Annotated in this window: 21 protein-coding genes; 14 read left to right on the top strand and 7 right to left on the bottom strand. The window is 34.3% G+C overall.

Translation table 11 applies throughout. The annotated features are described in order from the left end of the window. Positions 1–7: 7 nt before the first annotated feature. Positions 8–361, bottom strand: a complete 354-nt coding sequence (locus ACFSC2_RS04295; RefSeq protein ID WP_379817646.1) for a MerC domain-containing protein — start codon at positions 359–361, stop codon at positions 8–10. A 93-nt stretch (positions 362–454) separates the two neighbouring features. Here ACFSC2_RS04295 and ACFSC2_RS04300 point away from each other — a divergent pair, with 93 nt between their 5' ends. The 3 genes from ACFSC2_RS04300 (at position 455) to ACFSC2_RS04310 (ending at position 3540) form a co-directional block, all read left to right on the top strand. After that, entirely contained in the window at positions 455–847 is a 393-nt protein-coding gene (locus tag ACFSC2_RS04300) for a Fur family transcriptional regulator (RefSeq protein WP_379817644.1), read from the top strand. Between the two features lie 74 nt (positions 848–921). Continuing rightward, positions 922–2790 (top strand): Nramp family divalent metal transporter, encoded by a 1869-nt coding sequence (locus tag ACFSC2_RS04305; protein ID WP_379817643.1) that lies wholly within the window; start codon positions 922–924, stop codon positions 2788–2790. Positions 2791–2886: 96 nt separating this feature from the next. Beyond that, positions 2887–3540, top strand: coding sequence for a metal-dependent transcriptional regulator (locus ACFSC2_RS04310; RefSeq protein WP_379817642.1), 654 nt, complete (start codon positions 2887–2889; stop codon positions 3538–3540). Between the two features lie 109 nt (positions 3541–3649). Here ACFSC2_RS04310 and ACFSC2_RS04315 read toward each other — a convergent pair whose 3' ends face one another. The 6 genes from ACFSC2_RS04315 to ACFSC2_RS04340 form a co-directional block, all read right to left on the bottom strand. Then, positions 3650–4048 (bottom strand): hypothetical protein, encoded by a 399-nt coding sequence (locus ACFSC2_RS04315; RefSeq protein ID WP_379817641.1) that lies wholly within the window; start codon positions 4046–4048, stop codon positions 3650–3652. Between the two features lie 101 nt (positions 4049–4149). Beyond that, positions 4150–4932 carry an enoyl-CoA hydratase/isomerase family protein gene (locus ACFSC2_RS04320; protein ID WP_379817640.1) on the bottom strand — a complete coding sequence of 261 codons (783 nt, stop codon included), beginning with the start codon at positions 4930–4932 and terminating at the stop codon, positions 4150–4152. A 10-nt stretch (positions 4933–4942) separates the two neighbouring features. Then, the gene (locus ACFSC2_RS04325; protein WP_379817690.1) at positions 4943–6358 is read right to left on the bottom strand and encodes a sensor histidine kinase; all 1416 of its coding nucleotides are present in this window, start codon (positions 6356–6358) and stop codon (positions 4943–4945) included. A gap of 228 nt (positions 6359–6586) precedes the next feature. Continuing rightward, entirely contained in the window at positions 6587–7135 is a 549-nt protein-coding gene (locus ACFSC2_RS04330) for a CopD family protein (RefSeq protein ID WP_379817639.1), read from the bottom strand. Positions 7136–7216: 81 nt separating this feature from the next. Next, positions 7217–8230, bottom strand: coding sequence for a ferrochelatase (gene hemH, locus ACFSC2_RS04335; RefSeq protein ID WP_379817638.1), 1014 nt, complete (start codon positions 8228–8230; stop codon positions 7217–7219). A 255-nt stretch (positions 8231–8485) separates the two neighbouring features. Continuing rightward, positions 8486–9361: an AraC family transcriptional regulator gene (locus ACFSC2_RS04340; RefSeq protein WP_379817637.1), complete on the bottom strand. Its 876-nt coding sequence runs from the start codon at positions 9359–9361 to the stop codon at positions 8486–8488. A gap of 227 nt (positions 9362–9588) precedes the next feature. Between ACFSC2_RS04340 and hemA the strand changes: the two genes are divergently transcribed. The 11 genes from hemA (at position 9589) to ACFSC2_RS04395 (ending at position 19158) form a co-directional block, all read left to right on the top strand. Continuing rightward, entirely contained in the window at positions 9589–10839 is a 1251-nt protein-coding gene (gene hemA / locus ACFSC2_RS04345; RefSeq protein ID WP_379817636.1) for a glutamyl-tRNA reductase, read from the top strand. 180 nt (positions 10840–11019) lie between these two features. Continuing rightward, positions 11020–11943, top strand: a complete 924-nt coding sequence (hemC, locus tag ACFSC2_RS04350) for a hydroxymethylbilane synthase (protein WP_379817635.1) — start codon at positions 11020–11022, stop codon at positions 11941–11943. Further along, complete coding sequence (locus ACFSC2_RS04355) at positions 11943–12608, top strand: uroporphyrinogen-III synthase (protein ID WP_379817634.1); 666 nt, start codon at positions 11943–11945, stop codon at positions 12606–12608. Before hemC ends, ACFSC2_RS04355 begins: the two co-directional genes overlap by 1 nt. A 53-nt stretch (positions 12609–12661) precedes the next feature. Then, entirely contained in the window at positions 12662–13687 is a 1026-nt protein-coding gene (gene hemE, locus ACFSC2_RS04360) for a uroporphyrinogen decarboxylase (RefSeq protein ID WP_379817633.1), read from the top strand. 115 nt (positions 13688–13802) lie between these two features. Beyond that, entirely contained in the window at positions 13803–14366 is a 564-nt protein-coding gene (locus ACFSC2_RS04365; protein ID WP_379817632.1) for a transposase, read from the top strand. 127 nt (positions 14367–14493) lie between these two features. Next, complete coding sequence (locus tag ACFSC2_RS04370) at positions 14494–14871, top strand: hypothetical protein (protein ID WP_379817631.1); 378 nt, start codon at positions 14494–14496, stop codon at positions 14869–14871. A 1-nt stretch (position 14872) separates the two neighbouring features. Further along, positions 14873–15427 (top strand): GNAT family N-acetyltransferase, encoded by a 555-nt coding sequence (locus ACFSC2_RS04375; RefSeq protein WP_379817630.1) that lies wholly within the window; start codon positions 14873–14875, stop codon positions 15425–15427. Next, positions 15414–15839, top strand: coding sequence for a hypothetical protein (locus tag ACFSC2_RS04380; protein WP_379817629.1), 426 nt, complete (start codon positions 15414–15416; stop codon positions 15837–15839). Before ACFSC2_RS04375 ends, ACFSC2_RS04380 begins: the two co-directional genes overlap by 14 nt. A gap of 364 nt (positions 15840–16203) precedes the next feature. Further along, complete coding sequence (gene hemF / locus ACFSC2_RS04385) at positions 16204–17109, top strand: oxygen-dependent coproporphyrinogen oxidase (RefSeq protein WP_379817628.1); 906 nt, start codon at positions 16204–16206, stop codon at positions 17107–17109. 141 nt (positions 17110–17250) lie between these two features. Next, positions 17251–18189, top strand: a complete 939-nt coding sequence (locus tag ACFSC2_RS04390) for a DUF4421 family protein (RefSeq protein WP_379817627.1) — start codon at positions 17251–17253, stop codon at positions 18187–18189. Positions 18190–18267: 78 nt separating this feature from the next. Further along, positions 18268–19158: a fructose bisphosphate aldolase gene (locus ACFSC2_RS04395; RefSeq protein WP_379817626.1), complete on the top strand. Its 891-nt coding sequence runs from the start codon at positions 18268–18270 to the stop codon at positions 19156–19158. The last annotated feature ends 26 nt before the right edge of the window (positions 19159–19184 follow it).

Raw genomic sequence — 19184 nt, forward strand, 5'->3', positions numbered from 1 at the left:
AGTGCTTTTAATGATTTTGTTTTCTGTGTAATTTGTAATTAATCAAATGCCCGATAATCATTCCAATTCCTCCAAAATAAATCAGGTCAAGATGTATTTCTAAAAAAAGATCGATCAAAATACTAATCCAGATTAATCCCATTGAAACTATCAAAATTGAAGAAACCAAAAGACTTGATTTTTTCGTAATTTTGAAAACAGCAAATAAGCCTATCGAAGCAAATAGTAAATCGATAATTGGATTATGACTTAAGCCTAACGGAAGAATTGTTAAAAGAGGAAAAATCAAACAATGTACAAGACAAATCGTAGCGCTTGAAATTCCTAAAATATCGTAAAAGGATGAGGTTATTTTCTTCATTATCTGTAGATTTGTTTAATGCAATTTTGTTGCAAATATACATAATAAAATCAATTGCAACATTGTTGCGTTAATTTTTTAATTCAAAATAAAATGAAAACTACACGTAACACTACAGCAAGGACGGCCGTTTTAGAGGTTTTTGATAAATCTAAAACTGCGTTGTCTCACACCGAAATTCAAAAACAGTTGAATGATGTCTGTGATCGCGTTACTATTTATAGAATCTTGGATCGTCTCGTAAACGAAGATATTGTTCATAAAATTTCGAATCTTGACGGAACGGTAAAATATGCAAAATGCAATCATTCACATCAACGTGTGCACATACATAATCATGCTCATTTCAGCTGTGAAAGTTGTCATGAAATTACTTGTCTAGAAAGTGTAAAACCAAGTTATATTATGCCTCATAATTACAAAGTAAATGAGATCAACTTTACACTTTCGGGATTATGTCCGAAATGTTTAAATTCTAACATTTAACATTTAGACTCGTCTAAAAATATTGTTTCGCGAATATAATTTTTCTATATATTTGTGAAAACAATACTTTTACAATGGGTAAATCTTTAGAAGAGGTACACGAATCTGTCTCTACAGAAAACAAAAAAACAGGATTCAGGAAAATTTTAGCCTTTTTAGGCCCAGCATATTTAGTCAGCGTTGGTTATATGGATCCAGGAAACTGGGCCACCGATATTGCAGGAGGAAGCCAATTTGGATATACGCTTGTCTGGGTTTTATTGATGAGTAACTTGATGGCTTTGCTTTTGCAGAGTTTAAGTGCAAGACTAGGAATTGTAACACAGCGTGACTTAGCGCAGGCTTCTCGAGAAACCTATTCCAAATACATTAACTACATTTTATATTTCCTTGCCGAAATTGCGATTGCAGCCTGCGATTTGGCAGAAGTACTCGGAATGGCAATTGGTATTAATCTTTTATTCGGTATTCCGCTTCTCGAAGGTGTTTTGATTACTGTTCTGGATACTTTTATTCTTTTGTTTTTAATTAATAAAGGAATTCGAAAAATGGAGGCTTTCATCATTGCTTTAGTGGCGATTATTGGTTTCTCTTTCATTTTCGAAATGATTTTTGCAGAACCTGAAATCCATAAAATCATTGGCGGATTGGTTCCTTCAATTCCAAATTCTGCCGCTTTGTATATTGCTATCGGAATTATTGGAGCAACGGTTATGCCGCACAATCTTTATCTGCATTCCTCTTTGGTGCAGACCCGAAAATTTGATCGTACACCTGCTGGAATCAAACAGGCTTTAAAATACAACTTTATCGATTCGACCATTGCTCTAAACCTTGCCTTTTTTGTAAATGCGGCTATATTGATTCTTGCTGCAGCGACTTTTCATAAAAACGGAATGTTTGAGGTAGCCGAAATTCAGGATGCTCACAGATTCTTGGAACCGCTTTTAGGAAATAAATGGGCGCCCATTTTATTTGCTGTAGCTTTGATTGCTGCCGGACAAAGTTCAACTGTAACCGGAACGTTGGCGGGACAAATCGTAATGGAAGGTTATCTGCATTTAAGAATTCAGCCTTGGGTGCGTCGTATCATAACCCGTCTAATTGCAATTGTTCCGGCGTTAATTGTAATTTACATTTATGGAGAAGACGTTACAGGAAAATTATTGATTTTAAGTCAGGTTATTTTGAGTCTGCAGTTGGGATTTGCCATAATTCCGCTGATTCATTTTGTGAGTGATAAATCAAAAATGAATGGGTTTCATATTTCAAAAACCACTCAGGTAGTTTCTTGGATTATCGCCTTGATCATTGTTTCGTTGAATGCAAAATTAGTTTATGATGAAATCACTTCATGGCTTGAAACTTCTAATCATCCTGCACTTCTTTGGTTTACAGTAGTTCCGCTGGCTTTTGGCTTTTTAGGATTGTTGCTTTATATCGTTTTTAAACCCTTTATTGCCAAAGCAAAATTAAAAACGATTAATCATTCGCCGCATAATTTACAGCTTCGTTTTTCTCCGAGAGAAAGTCAGACCATTCAAAACATAGCGATTTCTGTTGATTTTTCTAATGCAGATGAAGCAGCTTTAAACAAGGCGTTTGAATTGGGCGGTGCAACAACAAATTATACGTTAATTCACGTAGTAGAAACTGTCGGCGCTTTGATGTACGGAATCCACACGCATGATCACGAAACCACAATTGACGAAAAGCTTTTACTGCAGTATAAAGATATGCTGACTGAAAAAGGTTTCAAGATCGAAACCGAACTCGGTTTTGGGAAACCAAACAAGATAATTCCAGAAATCATAAACGGAGGCAATTTTGATATTCTCGTTATGGGAACCCACGGCCACACTGGATTAAAAGATATTCTTTTTGGCACAACGGTAGATAAATTGAGACATAAAATTTCGATACCTTTGTTGATTGTTAAATAAAAAGCTTCTAAGTTGCTAAGATGCTAAGCTTCTGAGATTTCCAATCTTTGAGCTTAGGAGCTTAGAAACTCAGAGGCTTAGAAGCTTAAAAATAAAATGACTTTCTCAGAAGAAAACTACTTAAAATCTATATATCATCTGACGGCAACCGCCGATTCGGAAGTGAGTACCAATGCGATTGCGGAAATGATGGAAACAAAAGCTTCATCGGTAACGGATATGCTTAAAAAGCTTTCTGAAAAGGATTTGGTGAATTACAAAAAGTATCAAGGTGTTTCGTTAACAGAAAACGGAAAACTTGCAGCTAAAATGATTGTGAGGAAACATCGTTTGTGGGAAGTGTTTTTGGTTGAAAAACTAAACTTCAGCTGGGATGAGGTTCACGATATCGCGGAACAATTGGAACACATCAAATCCGAACAATTGATTAATCGTTTGGATGATTTTCTTGGCAATCCAACTGAAGATCCGCACGGAGACCCAATTCCCGATGCAAACGGTCGTATTGTTAAGATCGAAAAACAACTGCTTTCTGAATTAAACGAAAGTCAGATTGGAGTTTGTGTGGGTGTAAAAGATACTTCTTCAGAGTTTTTGAAATATCTGGATAAACAAGAAATCGCTTTAGGTTCTAAAATTGAATTCCTTTCTCGCGAATCTTTTGATTTATCGGTTAAAATTAAAGTCGATGGAAGGGAATTATCTATTTCGAATAAAATCGCTTCTAATTTGTTTGTAAAGCTGGTTTAAAGCTTATTTCGCAGAGATTTGCCAAGAGGCTTCACAGAGATTCACAAAAAAAATCCCAAAACTTCAATTTTTGAGTAGTTTTGGGATTTTTTTATTGTTTTATCTTTATCTAAACGATTCCTTTTTCAATCATTTCCAACATTACAGGCGATGCGTTTTTAAATGTTGGAGGTTGTTCGATAATACTTCCGGCATTCTTTTTATTTACTTTGAAAGTTACATCATCATTTGTTGTAAATAAAAGCGCGGTTAAAAACGGTTTTTTAATGTGTGAACCCAAAATCAATAACGCTTCCTCTAAAGTATGAATGCTTTCAATTTCTTCTGTTTTATAACGAAAAGTAAGCGAAATAGAATACGTATTGTCTTCGTTTAAAACCAAACGGAAATAAACATTTTTTAAGTCGGTATCACCCATTGTTTTGGCCAGAGTTAATTTGGCGAAAGTTCCAGACTGGATACTTTCTTTAACTCGTTCACAGAAAAGGGCAAATATTGGTTCGTACATTTTTTTTCTTTTAGGTTCAAAGGCGCAGAGGTTCTAAGCCTCTAAGATTTAAATTCTTTGCGAATCTCTGTGAAATCTTTGTGCGGCTTTGCGGTATAATTTTATTTTCCTGTAAATTCTGCTTTTCTTTTTTCTAAAAATGCAGTTGTTCCTTCTTTAAAATCAGCTGTTCCGAAGCATTCTCCGAAAGATTTTATTTCAGTTTCAAATCCGTTTTTGCCGTCTTTAAAGTTGGCGTTGATTGATTTTATTGCTTTTCCAATCGCAAATGGAGCATTTTTGATTATTTTTTGAGCAATTACAGTTGTAAAAGATAAAAGTTCTGTCTGCGAAACTACGTGATTTACTAAACCGTATTTTTCTGCTTCTTCTGCAGAAATCATTGCAGCAGTCATAATCATTTCCATTGCACGGCCTTTTCCAACCAATTGTGGCAAACGCTGTGTTCCTCCATAACCAGGAATTAATCCTAAAGTTACTTCTGGTAATCCCATTTTTGCATTGTCTGAAGCTACTCTGAAATGACACGCCATAGCCAATTCTAAACCTCCGCCAAGAGCAAAACCATTAACGGCAGCAATTACAGGTTTTCTTAGGTTTTCTATAAAGTCGAATAACGCTTCTTGTCCTTCTGCTGCTAATTGTGCTCCTTCGACAACATTATAATTTGCAAATTCCGAAATATCGGCTCCAGCAACAAAAGCCTTTTCGCCTGTTCCGGTTATAATGATTACACGAACATTTTCATCGCTTCCCAAAGCCGAAACAGCTTTGCTTAAATCGCCGATTGTAGCTTTGTTTAAAGCATTTAATTTTGCGGGTCTGTTTATGGTAATCGTTGCGATTCTTTCTTCGATCGAAACTAAAATATTTTCGTAGCTCATAACACTAATTTTAAGAGTTGGTTATTGGCAAAGAAACTCTAAAAGTGGTTCCTTTTCCGTAAGTTGACTCAAAGGTAATTGTTCCTTTGTAATTTTCTATGATGTTTTTGATAATTCCAAGTCCCAGTCCCATACCACTGGTTTTCGTGGTAAATTTTGGTTCGAAGATTCGGCTGATATCTTGTTTCTGAATTCCGATTCCGTTGTCTTTTACGGCGATTTCAACATTGTTATTTCTTCGTTTTACCGTAACCACAATGGATTTCTGAAACTGACTTTCTGGAATTGCCTGCGTAGCATTTTTAACCAAATTGGTAATCACACGAATTAATTGTGTACGGTCCATTTTGGAAATAATTTCTTCTTCTTCTTTTTCAAAAACAATATAATCTTCGTTGAAAATATCCAACGCCAATTCGACAACCTCAACAACATTCAGCGTTTCATTCTGCTGCGCCGGCATCGAAGCAAAGTTCGAAAAGGCTGAAGCGACAGAAGTCATCGTGTCGATCTGCTGAATTAAGGTTTCGGAGTAATCATTCATTTTCTGCTTAACATTTGGATCATTTGGATCAAACTTTCGCTGAAAACTCTGAACTGTTAAACGCATCGGCGTCAACGGATTTTTGATTTCATGTGCGACTTGTTTTGCCATTTCGCGCCAAGCTTCTTCACGTTCACTTTGCGCTAATTTGATCGCACTGCTTTCCAATTTGTCAACCATTCCATTGTAGGCTTTGATCAGGAAGTTGACTTCTTTACTATTAGCTTCCAAAACAATTTTCTCGTTTTTCTGATCCAGATTGGTTTCTTCCAAACGATCGGAAATAGTTTTAAGCGATTTTGTGATGTAAGTCGAAAGGAAATAGGCTAACGCGAAAGCCACTATCAGCATAAAAGAATACACCTGACTCAAACGAATTAGGAAAGTATTCAGCTCGTTGTCGTAATAACCGTCGTCTTCTAAATACGGAAGATTCAGGATTCCGAGTGGTTTGAATTTTTCGTCTTTTATTAAACTGTAGGAAGAGCGGTTTTTGACACCGTCTATTGTTTTAATGTCTACAAAACGTTTTTCGATTGAAGAACGAACGAGTTTTAGAATATATTCTGGAATTGGCGGAGCGACTTTATCAACTGCAAAAGATTCTTTGGAAGATTTCAAAAGTTTTCCGTCAAGGCTGAAAATGTTGATTTCAATTTTGTGAATCTGCGCCAGTTCGTGGATTTTATCTTTAAAAATCAAATCCAGATTTTGGGTTTTCAGCGGATAAGTCGTTGTTGCCAGAACATAATTGATATGTTCTTTTACTGCATTTTCTTTTCGTTCTAAACGTTCCTGATGATATTCTTTGGCCTCCGTCTTAAACTGAATAATCGAAATGGAAGCCAATAAAAAAGATGCCACAACAATCAATACAATCATCGACAGGAAAATCCTGGTACGAAGCGAAAGCATTGACATTTTGAAGTTGTTCAGCATTTGTTTTTTATTTTTTGCCACGAATTACACGAATTGCCACGAATTATTTTTGATATTTTTTTGCCACAGATTAAAAGGATTATTCGGATTTTATAAAAAATCATTTGAAATTCTTTAATCTGTGGCAACTATAAAATTAGTGTCAATTTGTGAAATTCGTGGAAACCTTTTTTATTTTTTTTCTCGAATTCGTTTGTAAAATCTAAAGCCCAGCATAATTAAAACTGAGAATAAAATAATTCCGATTACGCCGAAAATCCAGTTGATGGCGCTTTTTAAAACTACTAAAAAAACCACAGCAAACAAAATAATCGTTGCGCCTTCGTTCCATAAACGCATAAAGTTGTTGGTATATTTTACTTCGTCGTTTTGTAATTGTTTAAAAATCTGATGGCATTTTCCGTGATACAAATACAGCAGGAAAACGAAGCATAATTTTACATGCATCCACGGCATTTTTATCCAAATATGACCAGCTTCTGTAAAAAACAGCATCCAAAAAGCAAAAATACTCGCCAAAACCGCCGATGGCCATGTAATAATGTACCACAAACGGTAGGCCATAATTTTGTATTGTGCCTGCAAGATTTCCTTTTCAGGAGAAGGTTTTTCATTGGCTTCTATTTGATAGACAAACAAACGCACAATATAAAATAAACCCGCAAACCAAGTTATTACAAATATAAGATGCAGTGATTTTAAGTAATTATAATACTCCATTTTTGTTTGTTTTGTTTCAGGTTTCAAGTTTCAGGTTTTCATGAAGTTGGCTAACTTGGAACATGAAACTTGAAACAAATATTATTTAGCCCAGTCATTAATCCAGTTCGAAACAGTTTCACACCATTCGTCGTCATCATTCAAACATGGAATTGCTAAAAACTCTTCTCCGCCTTTTGCTTCGAAATCTTCTTTGGCACGCATTGCGATTTCTTCTAAAGTTTCAAGACAATCTGATACGAAAGCAGGAGTCACAACAGCCAGCTTTTTAATTCCTTTAGCAGGCATATTGTCAATTTCAACATCAGTATAAGGTTCCAGCCATTTATCGCCCGCTAATCTTGATTGAAAAGTAAGGCTGTATTTGTCTTGAGGAATGTCTAATAGTTTTATAACTTGTCTTGTAGTTTCATAACATTGGTGACGATAGCAGAAATCGTGCGCCGGCGAAGGCGTGTTGCAACAAGAACCGTCTATTTTACAATGTGATTTTGTTACATCAGTTTTGCGGATATGACGCTCTGGAATTCCATGATAAGAAAACAATAAATGATCATAATCAAATCCAGCTAAATGTTTTTTGATAGAATCTGCCAGATTCTTAATATAATCTGGTTTGTTGTAAAATGCTGGAACATCTGTAAAAGTCATTTCTGGAAATTTCTTTTTACGAATTTCCTCAGCTTTAACTAAAATCGTCAACGTTGAAGCCATTGCATATTGAGGATACAACGGAAAAAGCAAAACTTCAGTAACGCCTTTGTCTTTTAATTCCTGAAGTCCTTTTTCGATAGTCATGCTTCCATAACGCATTGCAAGTGCAACAGGAACATTTACTAAAGGCTGTACTTTTTTCTGCATTCTTTCAGAAAGCACTACCAAAGGCGAACCTTCATCCCACCATATTTTTGCATACGCATGCGCTGATTCTTCTGGTCTTTTTCTCAAAATAATACCGCGAACTAATAATGCTCTCAACAAATACGGAACATCGATCACGTATTTATCCATTAAAAATTCATCTAAATAAGGTTTTACATCTTTTGGTGTTGGACTTTCTGGAGAACCTAAATTTACTAATAATACGCCTTTCATTATTGTTTTTTTTGCTTTTGCTTTAAGCTCTAGGCTTTAAGCATTTTATTTTGTTTTTAAATTTTCGGCAAAAGTAAGTACTGTACTTTATTGGAAATATGATAATTGTTACTTTTTATTTATTGTTGAATATTCAAAATTGATTTTAAATAGTTAGTGAAAATTTTCACGCTCCCGATAGCTATCGAGATTATAGATTAAAGCAGATTTAGCAAATTCTAATTTGTGTTAATTTGTGAAATCCGTGTTTTAAACTTAAACATTCGCATTAATCGACATCAAATACTTTTTAGGTGTAGTTCCGAATTTCTTTTTGAATGCAGCTATGAAGTGGCTTCCAGTGCTGTAACCGATTTTCAGCCCAACTTCATTTACATTATAAGAGCCGCTGTCCAGAAGTTTTCTAGCGAAATCCATTTTATAATCAAAAAGGAAACCATAAACCGTGTCGCCGTAAATTTGTTTGAAGCCCATTTTCAGCTTTTTTAAATTCAAACCAATTTCGTCAGCGAGCTCTTGTAATCCTGGTGGTTCGGCCATATTGGCGATTACAATTTCTTTCGCTTTTCTGATTTTCAAAACATTGTCTTCGTCAATTAAGAAGGGACATTGTTCTGCATTTGGATCTTCGGTTCTGTTGAAATACAAACTCAGCAATTCATAACCTTTTCCTTTATAATAAAGGTTTTTTATGGACGGATGAAGATTGTAATGAAACAACTGACTCAGCACAATCGCCATCGACGGACTGATATTTCCTTCGTTATAATACTTCTTATCTTTATTGTCCGGACTTAGAAAGGTAATATAATTGGCTTCCGCCGAAAATAACGCGTGAAATTTCTTGATCGAAACAATTACTGAGATCGCCCATGAGTTTGGAGCGAGTTCTAAATGAAGCGGTAATTCTTTCTGCGGATTGTATAAAAGAAGCGATTTCTCTTCTTTCAATTCCAAGGCATAAGTTCCCTGATTAAACAGGAATTTGGCATTGCCTTTTATGCCGAAGTGAAACTGTATCAGACCAGTACCTACAATTTCGTGCTGAGCAAAAAATGGTTCGGAACCGTCGTTTTGAAAACGGATCAGCGTAAAGTCGTCTTCAATTTTTATAATTTCTTGAGAACCCATAGCGATATTTTTTAGAAACGAAAATCAAATCAAAGTTGAAATATTATTTAGAATGACTCTAAACTAATCACTTCGAAGGAGTTGATTTTGCTACAAAAGTAGCCTTTTTTACTCAAAAACACCTATTTAGGATCAAAAAAACATACAGCGACATAAAAAGTACTTTTAGCGTTATTTTTATCAATGGTATAGTAATAATTTTGTTGCACTTTTTAGAAAGTGAATTTATGGAAAACAATAACGTACCGAAACACCTTTATTTTTACTCAGTTGGCCTGAGTTACAAAAAAGCGGATGCTGAGGTAAGAGGTCAATTTAGTTTGGATGCAGTGGCGAAAACGCGTTTGCTGGAGCAGGCTAAAAGCGAAGGAATAGAAAGTTTAATTGTCACTTCAACTTGCAACAGAACCGAAATCTACGGTTTTGCTGAGCACCCTTTTCAATTAATAAAACTTATTTGCGATAATAGTAACGGATCTGTAGATTCATTCCAAAAAGTTGGATTTGTTTACAAAAATCAAGAAGCTATTAACCATATGTTTCGCGTAGGAACTGGTTTAGACAGCCAGATTTTAGGCGATTTCGAAATCATCTCTCAAATTAAAACGAGTTTTTCGCACTCAAAATCAATGGGCTTAGCCAATGCTTTTACAGAAAGATTGGTAAATGCAGTTATCCAAGCAAGTAAAAGAATCAAAACGGAGACAGAAATTAGTTCTGGTGCTACTTCGGTTTCTTTTGCATCGGTTCAATACATTCTTAAAAATGTGGACGATATCAGCAACAAAAACATTTTGTTATTCGGTACTGGGAAAATCGGCAGAAATACTTGCGAAAATCTAGTAAAACATACTAAAAACGAACATATTACTTTAATCAACAGAACCAAAGATAAGGCTGAAAAACTAGCTGGAAAACTAAATCTGATTGTTAAAGATTATTCTGAATTACACTTAGAACTTCAAAAAGCGGATGTTGTTGTTGTTGCAACAGGCGCGCAAAATCCAACAGTTGATAAAGCGATTTTAAATCTTAAAAAGCCGTTGTTGATTTTGGATTTGTCTATTCCGAAAAACGTGAATGAAAATGTTGAGGAATTAGAAGGCGTAACTTTAATCCACATGGATTATTTGTCTCAGTTGACAGATGAAACTTTGGAAAACAGAAAATTACACATTCCAGCAGCTGAAGCGATTATTGAAGAAGTTAAGGAAGAATTCACTACTTGGATGAAAGGCAGAAAATTTGCTCCTACCATCAATGCGTTAAAAGAAAAACTAAATGCAATCAAAATTTCGGAACTGGATTTTCAAAGTAAAAAAATTACTGATTTCAATGAAGAACAAGCAGAAATCATCAGTAACAGAATCATCCAGAAAATCACTACTCATTTTGCAAATCATTTAAAAGACGACAACACCATGGTAGATGAAAGCATCGAATGGATCGAAAAAGTCTTCAAAATAAAAGCATCTTAGTTTAAACCATATAAGTCATATAAGTTCATTTAAAAATGCCATGTGCAAACCACTTAAATTTACTTATATGACTTATATGGTTCAAAAAACAAAACAAAGTTGTATCAGATTATTTAAAATGTGTTTTACTTAAACCGCTTAAATTTACTTATATAACTTATATGGTTCAAAAAACAAAACATGGCTGAAAAAACAATCAGGATAGGAACGCGCGACAGCGAATTAGCACTTTGGCAGGCACATACTGTTGAGAAACAACTAAACGATTTGGGGTATAAAACCTCAATTGTTGCTGTAAAATCTCAAGGTGATATTATTCTGGACAAACCACTTTATGAACTTGGTATTACGGGAATCTTTACCAAAACTTTAGATATTGCCATGATTAATGGCGATATTGATATTGCCGTGCATTCTATGAAAGATGTTCCAACTGCTTTGCCAAAAGGAATTGTTCAGGCGGCGGTTTTAGAGAGAGCCAATGTTTTGGACATTTTAGTTCATAAAGGAAATCCTGATTTTACAAATCCAAGTACCATCGCGACGGGAAGTTTACGTCGCCAGGCACAATGGTTTAATAAATATCCGAATCATACGGTGGTTGATTTACGCGGAAATGTAAATACGCGTATGCAGAAGTTACAAGATAACGACTGGAACGGAGCTGTTTTCGCTGCTGCTGGTTTGGAAAGAATTAATCTGAAACCTGAAAATTTTATTAATTTAGATTGGATGATTCCGGCGCCGGCGCAAGGAGCAATGTTAGTTGTGGCAATGGAAAATGATAATTATACGTTAGATGCACTTTCGCAATTAAATCATATCGAAACTGAAATTTGTACACATATCGAACGTCAGTTTTTAAGAACTTTGGAAGGCGGATGTACAGCACCAATCGGAGCTTTGGTTCGTTATAATGAAGACGAAGACACGTTGCATTTTCAAGGCGTTTTACTTTCTATTGACGGAAAACAAAAACTGGAAATCGATAAAACGGTTGATATTTCAGAATGGAAAAAATTAGGTTTCAACTCGGCTCAAGAAATTTTGAATAACGGCGGAACCGAATTGATGCAGTCTATTAAAGAATCTTTGAAAAAATAATGGCGAAACCAGTTCAAATAGTTTCTACAAAAATATTAGCTCCCCTTCACAAGCAAGAGCTGATGAAATATGGCGTTGAGTTAATCGAAGCCGATTTCATTAAAACCGAAAACAAACCTTTCGAATTAAAAGACCTCAACGAAAGTCTCATTTTCACAAGTCAGAATGCCGTTCACAGTGTTTTATCGCATCCGGAATCAGAAGAGCTGAAAAAGAAAAATGTGTATTGCGTTGGATTAAAAACTAAAAGTCTTTTAGAAGAAAATGGTTTCAATGTTATTGCTTACACAGGTTATGCTTCTGATTTAGCTGAAATTATTACTTTGATTTACAGAAATGAGAGTTATACTTTTTTCAGCGGAAATATGAGAAGAGATACTCTGCCAGAAGCTTTAAAAGAAAACGGAATTAAATTCAATGAAATTGAGGTTTACGAAACTACTTTGCAACCTCAGAAAATAAAAGCAAATCCAGAAGCGATTTTGTTTTTTAGTCCGTCTGGCGTTAAAAGTTATTTGAAACACAATACCATAAATAAACAAATCTGTTTCTGCATTGGAGATACCACTGCAGAAGCTTTAGTAAAAATCACAAAAAACATTATCGTCGCAGATCAACCTACAATTGAGGATGTGATCGAAGATGTAATTCACGAATATAAATAAAAACCTTTGCAACTCTGTCGGTTTGTGACTTTGCAACTAAAATATAAAAACTCATGTTAAAAAACGACCTATTTTTAAAAGCATTAAAAGGAGAAACAGTTCAGCGTCCGCCAGTATGGATGATGCGTCAAGCGGGAAGATATTTGCCAGAATTTAGAGAACTTCGTGATAAATATGATTTTTTTACACGTTGCGAAACTCCAGAATTAGCTGCTGAAATCACAGTTCAGCCAATCCGCAGAATTGCTCCAGATGCGGCGATTTTATTCTCAGACATTTTGGTTGTACCACGCGCAATGGGAATTCATGTAGAATTGAAAGACAATTTAGGTCCGATAATCCCGAACCCAATTCGTTCTTTAGCAGATGTTCACAAAGTATTTGTTCCAGATGTAAATGAAACTTTAGGCTACGTTTTCGACGCAGTAAAACTGACAAAAGAAATGTTGAACGATGAGGTGCCGTTAATTGGTTTCGCTGGTTCGCCTTGGACAATTTTCTGTTATGCTGTTGAAGGAAAAGGCTCTAAAAGTTTTGATACTGCAAAAGGATTCTGTTTTTCAAACCCAGCTGCAGCACATACTTTATTACAGAAAATCACCGATACGACTATTTTATACTTAAAAGAAAAAGTAAAATCGGGCGTAAATGCCGTTCAGATTTTTGATTCTTGGGGAGGAATGCTTTCTCCAGTTGATTATCAGGAATTTTCGTGGAAATACATCAATCAGATTGTTGACGCCTTGGCTGATATTACTCCGGTAATTGTTTTCGGAAAAGGATGCTGGTTTGCACTTGGCGACATGGGTAAAAGCCGTGCGTCTGCATTAGGAGTAGACTGGACTTGTTCGGCTAGAAATGCTCGTTATTTGTCTGGTGGAAACATCACTTTACAAGGAAATTTCGATCCTTCAAGATTATTATCTCCAATTCCAACCATCAAGAAAATGGTTCATCAAATGATTGATGAATTCGGAAAAGACAAATATATCGTAAATTTAGGCCACGGTATTTTACCAAATATCCCTGTAGATCACGCAAAAGCGTTTATTGACGCGGTGAAGGAATACGGGAATTAGTATTCCGGTGAAGTTTAGCATTCCTGCAAGGTTTTCAAAACCTTGTAGGTATAAATTGTAAAATCGGATTAGCAAATATGTAGAAGATCTACAAGGTTTTAAAACCTTGCAGAAAATGAGAAGTCATATGAAATTAGAAGTTTTAGAGAAAGATTATTATTATCATATCTACAATCGCGGAATTAACGGAACAACTATTTTTGAGAATGATTCTAACAAACTTTACTTCTTAAAGCAATTAGCAAAATATACAGAAAATAAAATTTCAATTTTTGCTTATTGTTTGATGAACAACCATTTTCATTTGGTTATTCGTCTAAAAGCTGAAGAAAAAGAAGTTACTCAGGGATTCTCAAATTTGTTTAATTCGTATGCAAAAGCATTCAATAAACAGATAAATAGAACAGGAAGTTTATTTGAAAAACATTTTAAGAGAATAAAACTAAAAGATGAAAATTATTTAAAACAATTGATTATTTATGTTCATCTGAATCCAAAACATCATTTTGATTTAGATTTCAAAAACTTTAAATTTTCATCATTCCAAGCTTATTTATCTGATAAAGAAACAAGAATAGAAAGGGATGAAACTATAAGTCTATTTGGAGACTTGGAAAACTTTATCTTTTGTCATAATCAAAAGAATAATCTTTTAAACGAGATTTACACTTTTGAGTAATGAGATTTGTCTTCCTGCGAGGTTTTCCAAAACCTTGTAGATATAATTTTCCATTACTAAGGGTAAAGCAACTTAAAAGTAATACCTACAAGGTTTTTGGAAACCTTGCAGGATAACGAAAAACAATATGCTCAACAAAGGCCTAAGAGACGAAGAAAAAATAAGAATTGATAACGTTCTTAAGACGTTACGAACTCTTGTTTATGTACCTTATCCTTTGAATGCTTTACAAAAATCTGAAATTGAAAATCAATTAAAAGAATTCGGCTTAAACATCGAAACTTTAGTTGATTATTCTAATCAAGATTTAATTACATTATTGAATAATCTTCATTTTGACTGGGAACAATTAGAACTGTTTGCTGATATTTTAATTGAATTTTCAAAAGCTGAAAACTATAATTTTGAAGATAAAGCTTTGGCTGTTTATCAATACATTCAAGCCGAGAGCAAAGTTTTTTCTTTCGGAATAAATTCGAAAATTTCATCTCTTAAAAACAAATAAAATGAGTTTTACAGATTGGAAAACAGACCGAATTGAAACTATTCTTCCTGAAGAGTTTTATAAACTTATTGAAAAGAATACAAATCATATTGCGAAAACTTTTCCTGTAACGCTTGCCAATTCTGATTCTTTAGCGAAAGCGAAAGATTTTCTAGCATTTAATCTTGATAAAGAGAAAAACAAAGAAAGCTTTTTCTTTTATGCCAGAAATATAGAAACAAACGAACTGATTGGTTATTTGTGTGTAAAAACAATTGATTATCGTATTTCTAAATGCGAATTAGGCTATTTTATTGACGAAGATTACCAAGGAAAGGGAATAACATCGAAAATGGTTTCTGAAGCACTTAATTTCTGTTTTAATGAATTATTGATGAATAAGGTTTTCATCTGTACTTCTGAGATTAATCTGGCAAGTCAGCGCATAGCGTTGAAACATAATTTTAAACAAGAAGGAATTTTACGAGATGAATTTAGAAATGGTGATGGTGAACTGCAGAACTCGGTTTATTTTGGATTGTTGAAATCAGAATATATTTCAAATGAATTCTTTTGAAAAGTTTTTAGATGACCTTTCTAACTTTGAATTTAGAAAATTGAATCCTTTATATCAAGGCTTCTTTCTAATGTTGGGTTTTGCAATAACGGTAAGTACTTGCGCCTATTTTTCAAACGAATCCAGAATTAGTAAAGAAGTTTATAAAAATATGTTTAAAGAAAATTTTTCTGGAATAATTGTAAAAAAATATTTAGATAAACACAACCATATGTCTCACACATTTAAATTGAAGGATTCAAGCGGAGTTTATGGATATTCTTTTATTTGGGAAAAAACTGAGATAGGAGATTCATTAGTAAAAAAGGCAAATTCAAGATTTGTAAAAATCTTTAAAAAAGATACAACATTGGTATTTGATATGAACGCTGCATTTAAATATCATGATACTTTTCCAGAAGATGAAAAATAAGAATATGCAGGATAAATTAACTTTCGATTTTGGGAAATTTATTGATGAAAGCACAAAAATCATAAAAGGATTATTTAAAGTCTTTTTTTTCAGCTTTTACTATTACTGTCTTTTTTCAGATTTGTTTTCTCATTACACAAACTCGACATCCATTAGAGCCTGTTTTTCAGGTTATCTGACTTTTCTTTATCCAATATTTATAAGCGTACTCACAATAATATATTTAGTGTGTATTTCAGTTTATTCAAAAAACATAAAACATAAAAGAATCTATTTTAAATTAATACTAATACCTCTTTTTCTATATATTATCTGGGCAAATTTTTTATAAATTGAAAAGATATAATTTTTAGAAGTTATTACCATGAAAGACAAATTTTACACCTACATACAAAATTTACAAGATCAAATCGTAGCCGGATTAGAAGCTGTTGACGGAACTGCAAAATTTCGTGAAGATCTTTGGAAACGTCCAGAAGGTGGGGGCGGGCGAACACGTGTTATTGAAAATGGAAATGTTTTTGAAAAAGGCGGAGTCAACATTTCTGCCGTTCACGGAAAACTTCCTGAAACCATGCAGAAAATGTTTGGCGTTGGAGAAGCCGATTTCTTTGCCTGCGGATTAAGTTTGGTTTTACATCCACAAAATCCAATGGTTCCAACGGTTCATGCGAATTGGCGTTATTTTGAAATGTATGATGAAGCTGGAAATGTAATTCAGCAATGGTTTGGCGGTGGACAGGATTTAACGCCTTATTATCTGTTTGAAGAAGATGCCATTCACTTTCACCAAACTTGTAAAACGGCTTGTGACAAACACAATCCAGAGTTTTATCCAAAATATAAAAAACAATGTGATTCGTATTTTTGGAACGCACATCGAAATGAAGCGCGTGGTTTGGGTGGTTTATTTTTTGATTACTGCAAAGCAAATGATGAAATGTCAATGGAAGATTGGTACAATTTTGTAACCGAAGTTGGAAATAGTTTTCTTGAAGCCTATGTTCCAATTGTAGAAAGGAGAAAAAATCTTTCGTATACACCAGAACAAAGAACGTGGCAGGAAATCCGTCGTGGCCGTTATGTTGAGTTCAATCTAGTTCATGATAAAGGAACTTTATTCGGCCTAAAAACCAACGGAAGAATTGAAAGCATTTTGATGAGTTTGCCTCCGCATGTTCAGTGGGTTTACGATCATCATCCGGAATCGGGAAGTGAAGAGGAGAAATTGATTTATACATTGGAAAATCCGCGTGAGTGGGTTTCATAATCATAATCTAATTTTCATAAACACATAGAAACATAGATATTAAAGACTTATCTTAGAGGTAATTTTAGAAAATCATAAATCACATAGTTTTATGTGATTTATAATTAGTGAAATATCTTCGGTTTGTAAAACTATGTCTTTATGTGTTTAAAACCATTTTATATATTATTTTTCGTAAGCATTTTTGGGTGTTTCGCTCAAAACGATACTTTGCAAAATCGGTATTTCAAATCGTACGATGACAAAATCACGACCAGCATTTATTATTTAGATACTTCCAATAGTTTTCAAGTTGCTTCTGGTACACAAGATCCTAAAATATTTGTCAATCTAATTCCCAATCGTCGCGAACAGATTGGCTTTAGCGTAAGCTACAGAATTATTGATATTTCAATTGGTTTTGCTCCTAAATTCCTAAGTGGCAATAAAGGCGATTCAAAATCCAAAAATTTCAATTTACATACGCGTTTTTATTACAAAAAATGGATGCAGTCCTTTACTTTCATCAATCAAAAAGGATTTTACATTAGTGATGATAATCTAACGGTGCAACTGCCCAATATGCGAACCACAAAAATCGGCGGATCGACTTCTTATATTTTTAATGATAAATTCTCTTTTAAAACTCTGACAAGCCAAAATGAATGGCAGACTAAAAGTTCAGGAAGTTTCATTCCATCATTCTCGTTTTATTATACCAATCTCGATTTGAATACTCCCGATTCTTCGCCAGGTGATTTGTATGTTTTTACACTTGCTCCGGCTTACTATTACAATTTTGTAATCAGCGATCGGGTTTTAATTGGCGCAGGACTTGCTTTGGGTGCGGGAATTAATGATATTGACGGAGATACCTCAGCTTTATATCAGGCCGAATTTAATTTGAAATTAGCTTACAACAACGATCGCTTTTTTGGTTTTGCAAGTCTGAATACCGTGAGTTTTGCTCAGGACGAAAAAGTGGATCCGCGATTAAATGATAATATCGCTACCGTAAAACTTTCTATTGGTTATCGATTTGATCCTCCGAAAAAAGTAGAAGAAGTTTACAATAAAGTAAATGAAAAAATAGGTTTGTGATAAATCTTACAATTTGTGAAAAATAAGCCGAAAAATGCTTAAATTAGAGAGATTTACAAAACACTAAAATTCATTAGTATGAAAAATATAGAACAATTAAATCTAATGCATTCCGGAAAAGGATTTATTGCAGCATTAGATCAAAGCGGTGGAAGCACGCCAAAAGCACTTTCAGGATATGGCGTTTTAGAAAACCAGTATAAAAATGAAGAAGAAATGTATGGGCTTGTACATGAAATGCGAACGCGAATTATTAAAAGTCCACCTTTTGACAGCAAATATATTCTAGGCGCAATTTTGTTTGAAAACACCATGGATCGTAAAATCGACGGGCAATGGACTGCCGATTATCTTTGGGAAAAAAAGCATATTATTCCGTTTTTGAAAGTAGACAAAGGTCTTGCGGATCTTGCAGATGGAGTTCAGTTAATGAAACCAATTTCTAATCTTGACGAATTACTAGATAGGGCAGTTGAAAGAAATGTTTTTGGAACAAAAATGAGATCCGTGATTAAAGAAGCAAATCAAAAAGGGATTCAGGAAGTTGTAAAACAACAATTTGAAGTTGGTCTGCAAATCTTTAAAAAAGGACTTGTTCCGATAATTGAACCAGAAGTTGATATTAATAGTCCAGACAAGCAAAAGTCAGAAGAAATACTGAAAGAAGAAATCCAAAAACAATTGAGTTTATTGGATAAAGAGGTAAAAGTCATACTTAAACTTTCCATTCCGACAGTAGATAATTTTTACAGCGATTTAATGGCAGATCCTCATGTTGTTCGCGTAGTGGCACTTTCGGGTGGCTATTCTCTTGAAGAAGCCAACAAGAAACTGGCAAAAAACAACGGATTGATTGCGAGTTTCTCCAGAGCATTATCAGAAGGACTCAGCGCTCAACAACTCGATTCTGAATTTAATGCCCGATTAGAAAATTCAATAAAAGAGATTTACGAAGCTTCGATTAAATAAAAATCATAAAAATCCCTGAAACAATC

Origin of the sequence: Flavobacterium artemisiae, assembly GCF_042678225.1 — a bacterium.
Taxonomy (GTDB): Bacteria; Bacteroidota; Bacteroidia; order Flavobacteriales; family Flavobacteriaceae; genus Flavobacterium; species Flavobacterium artemisiae.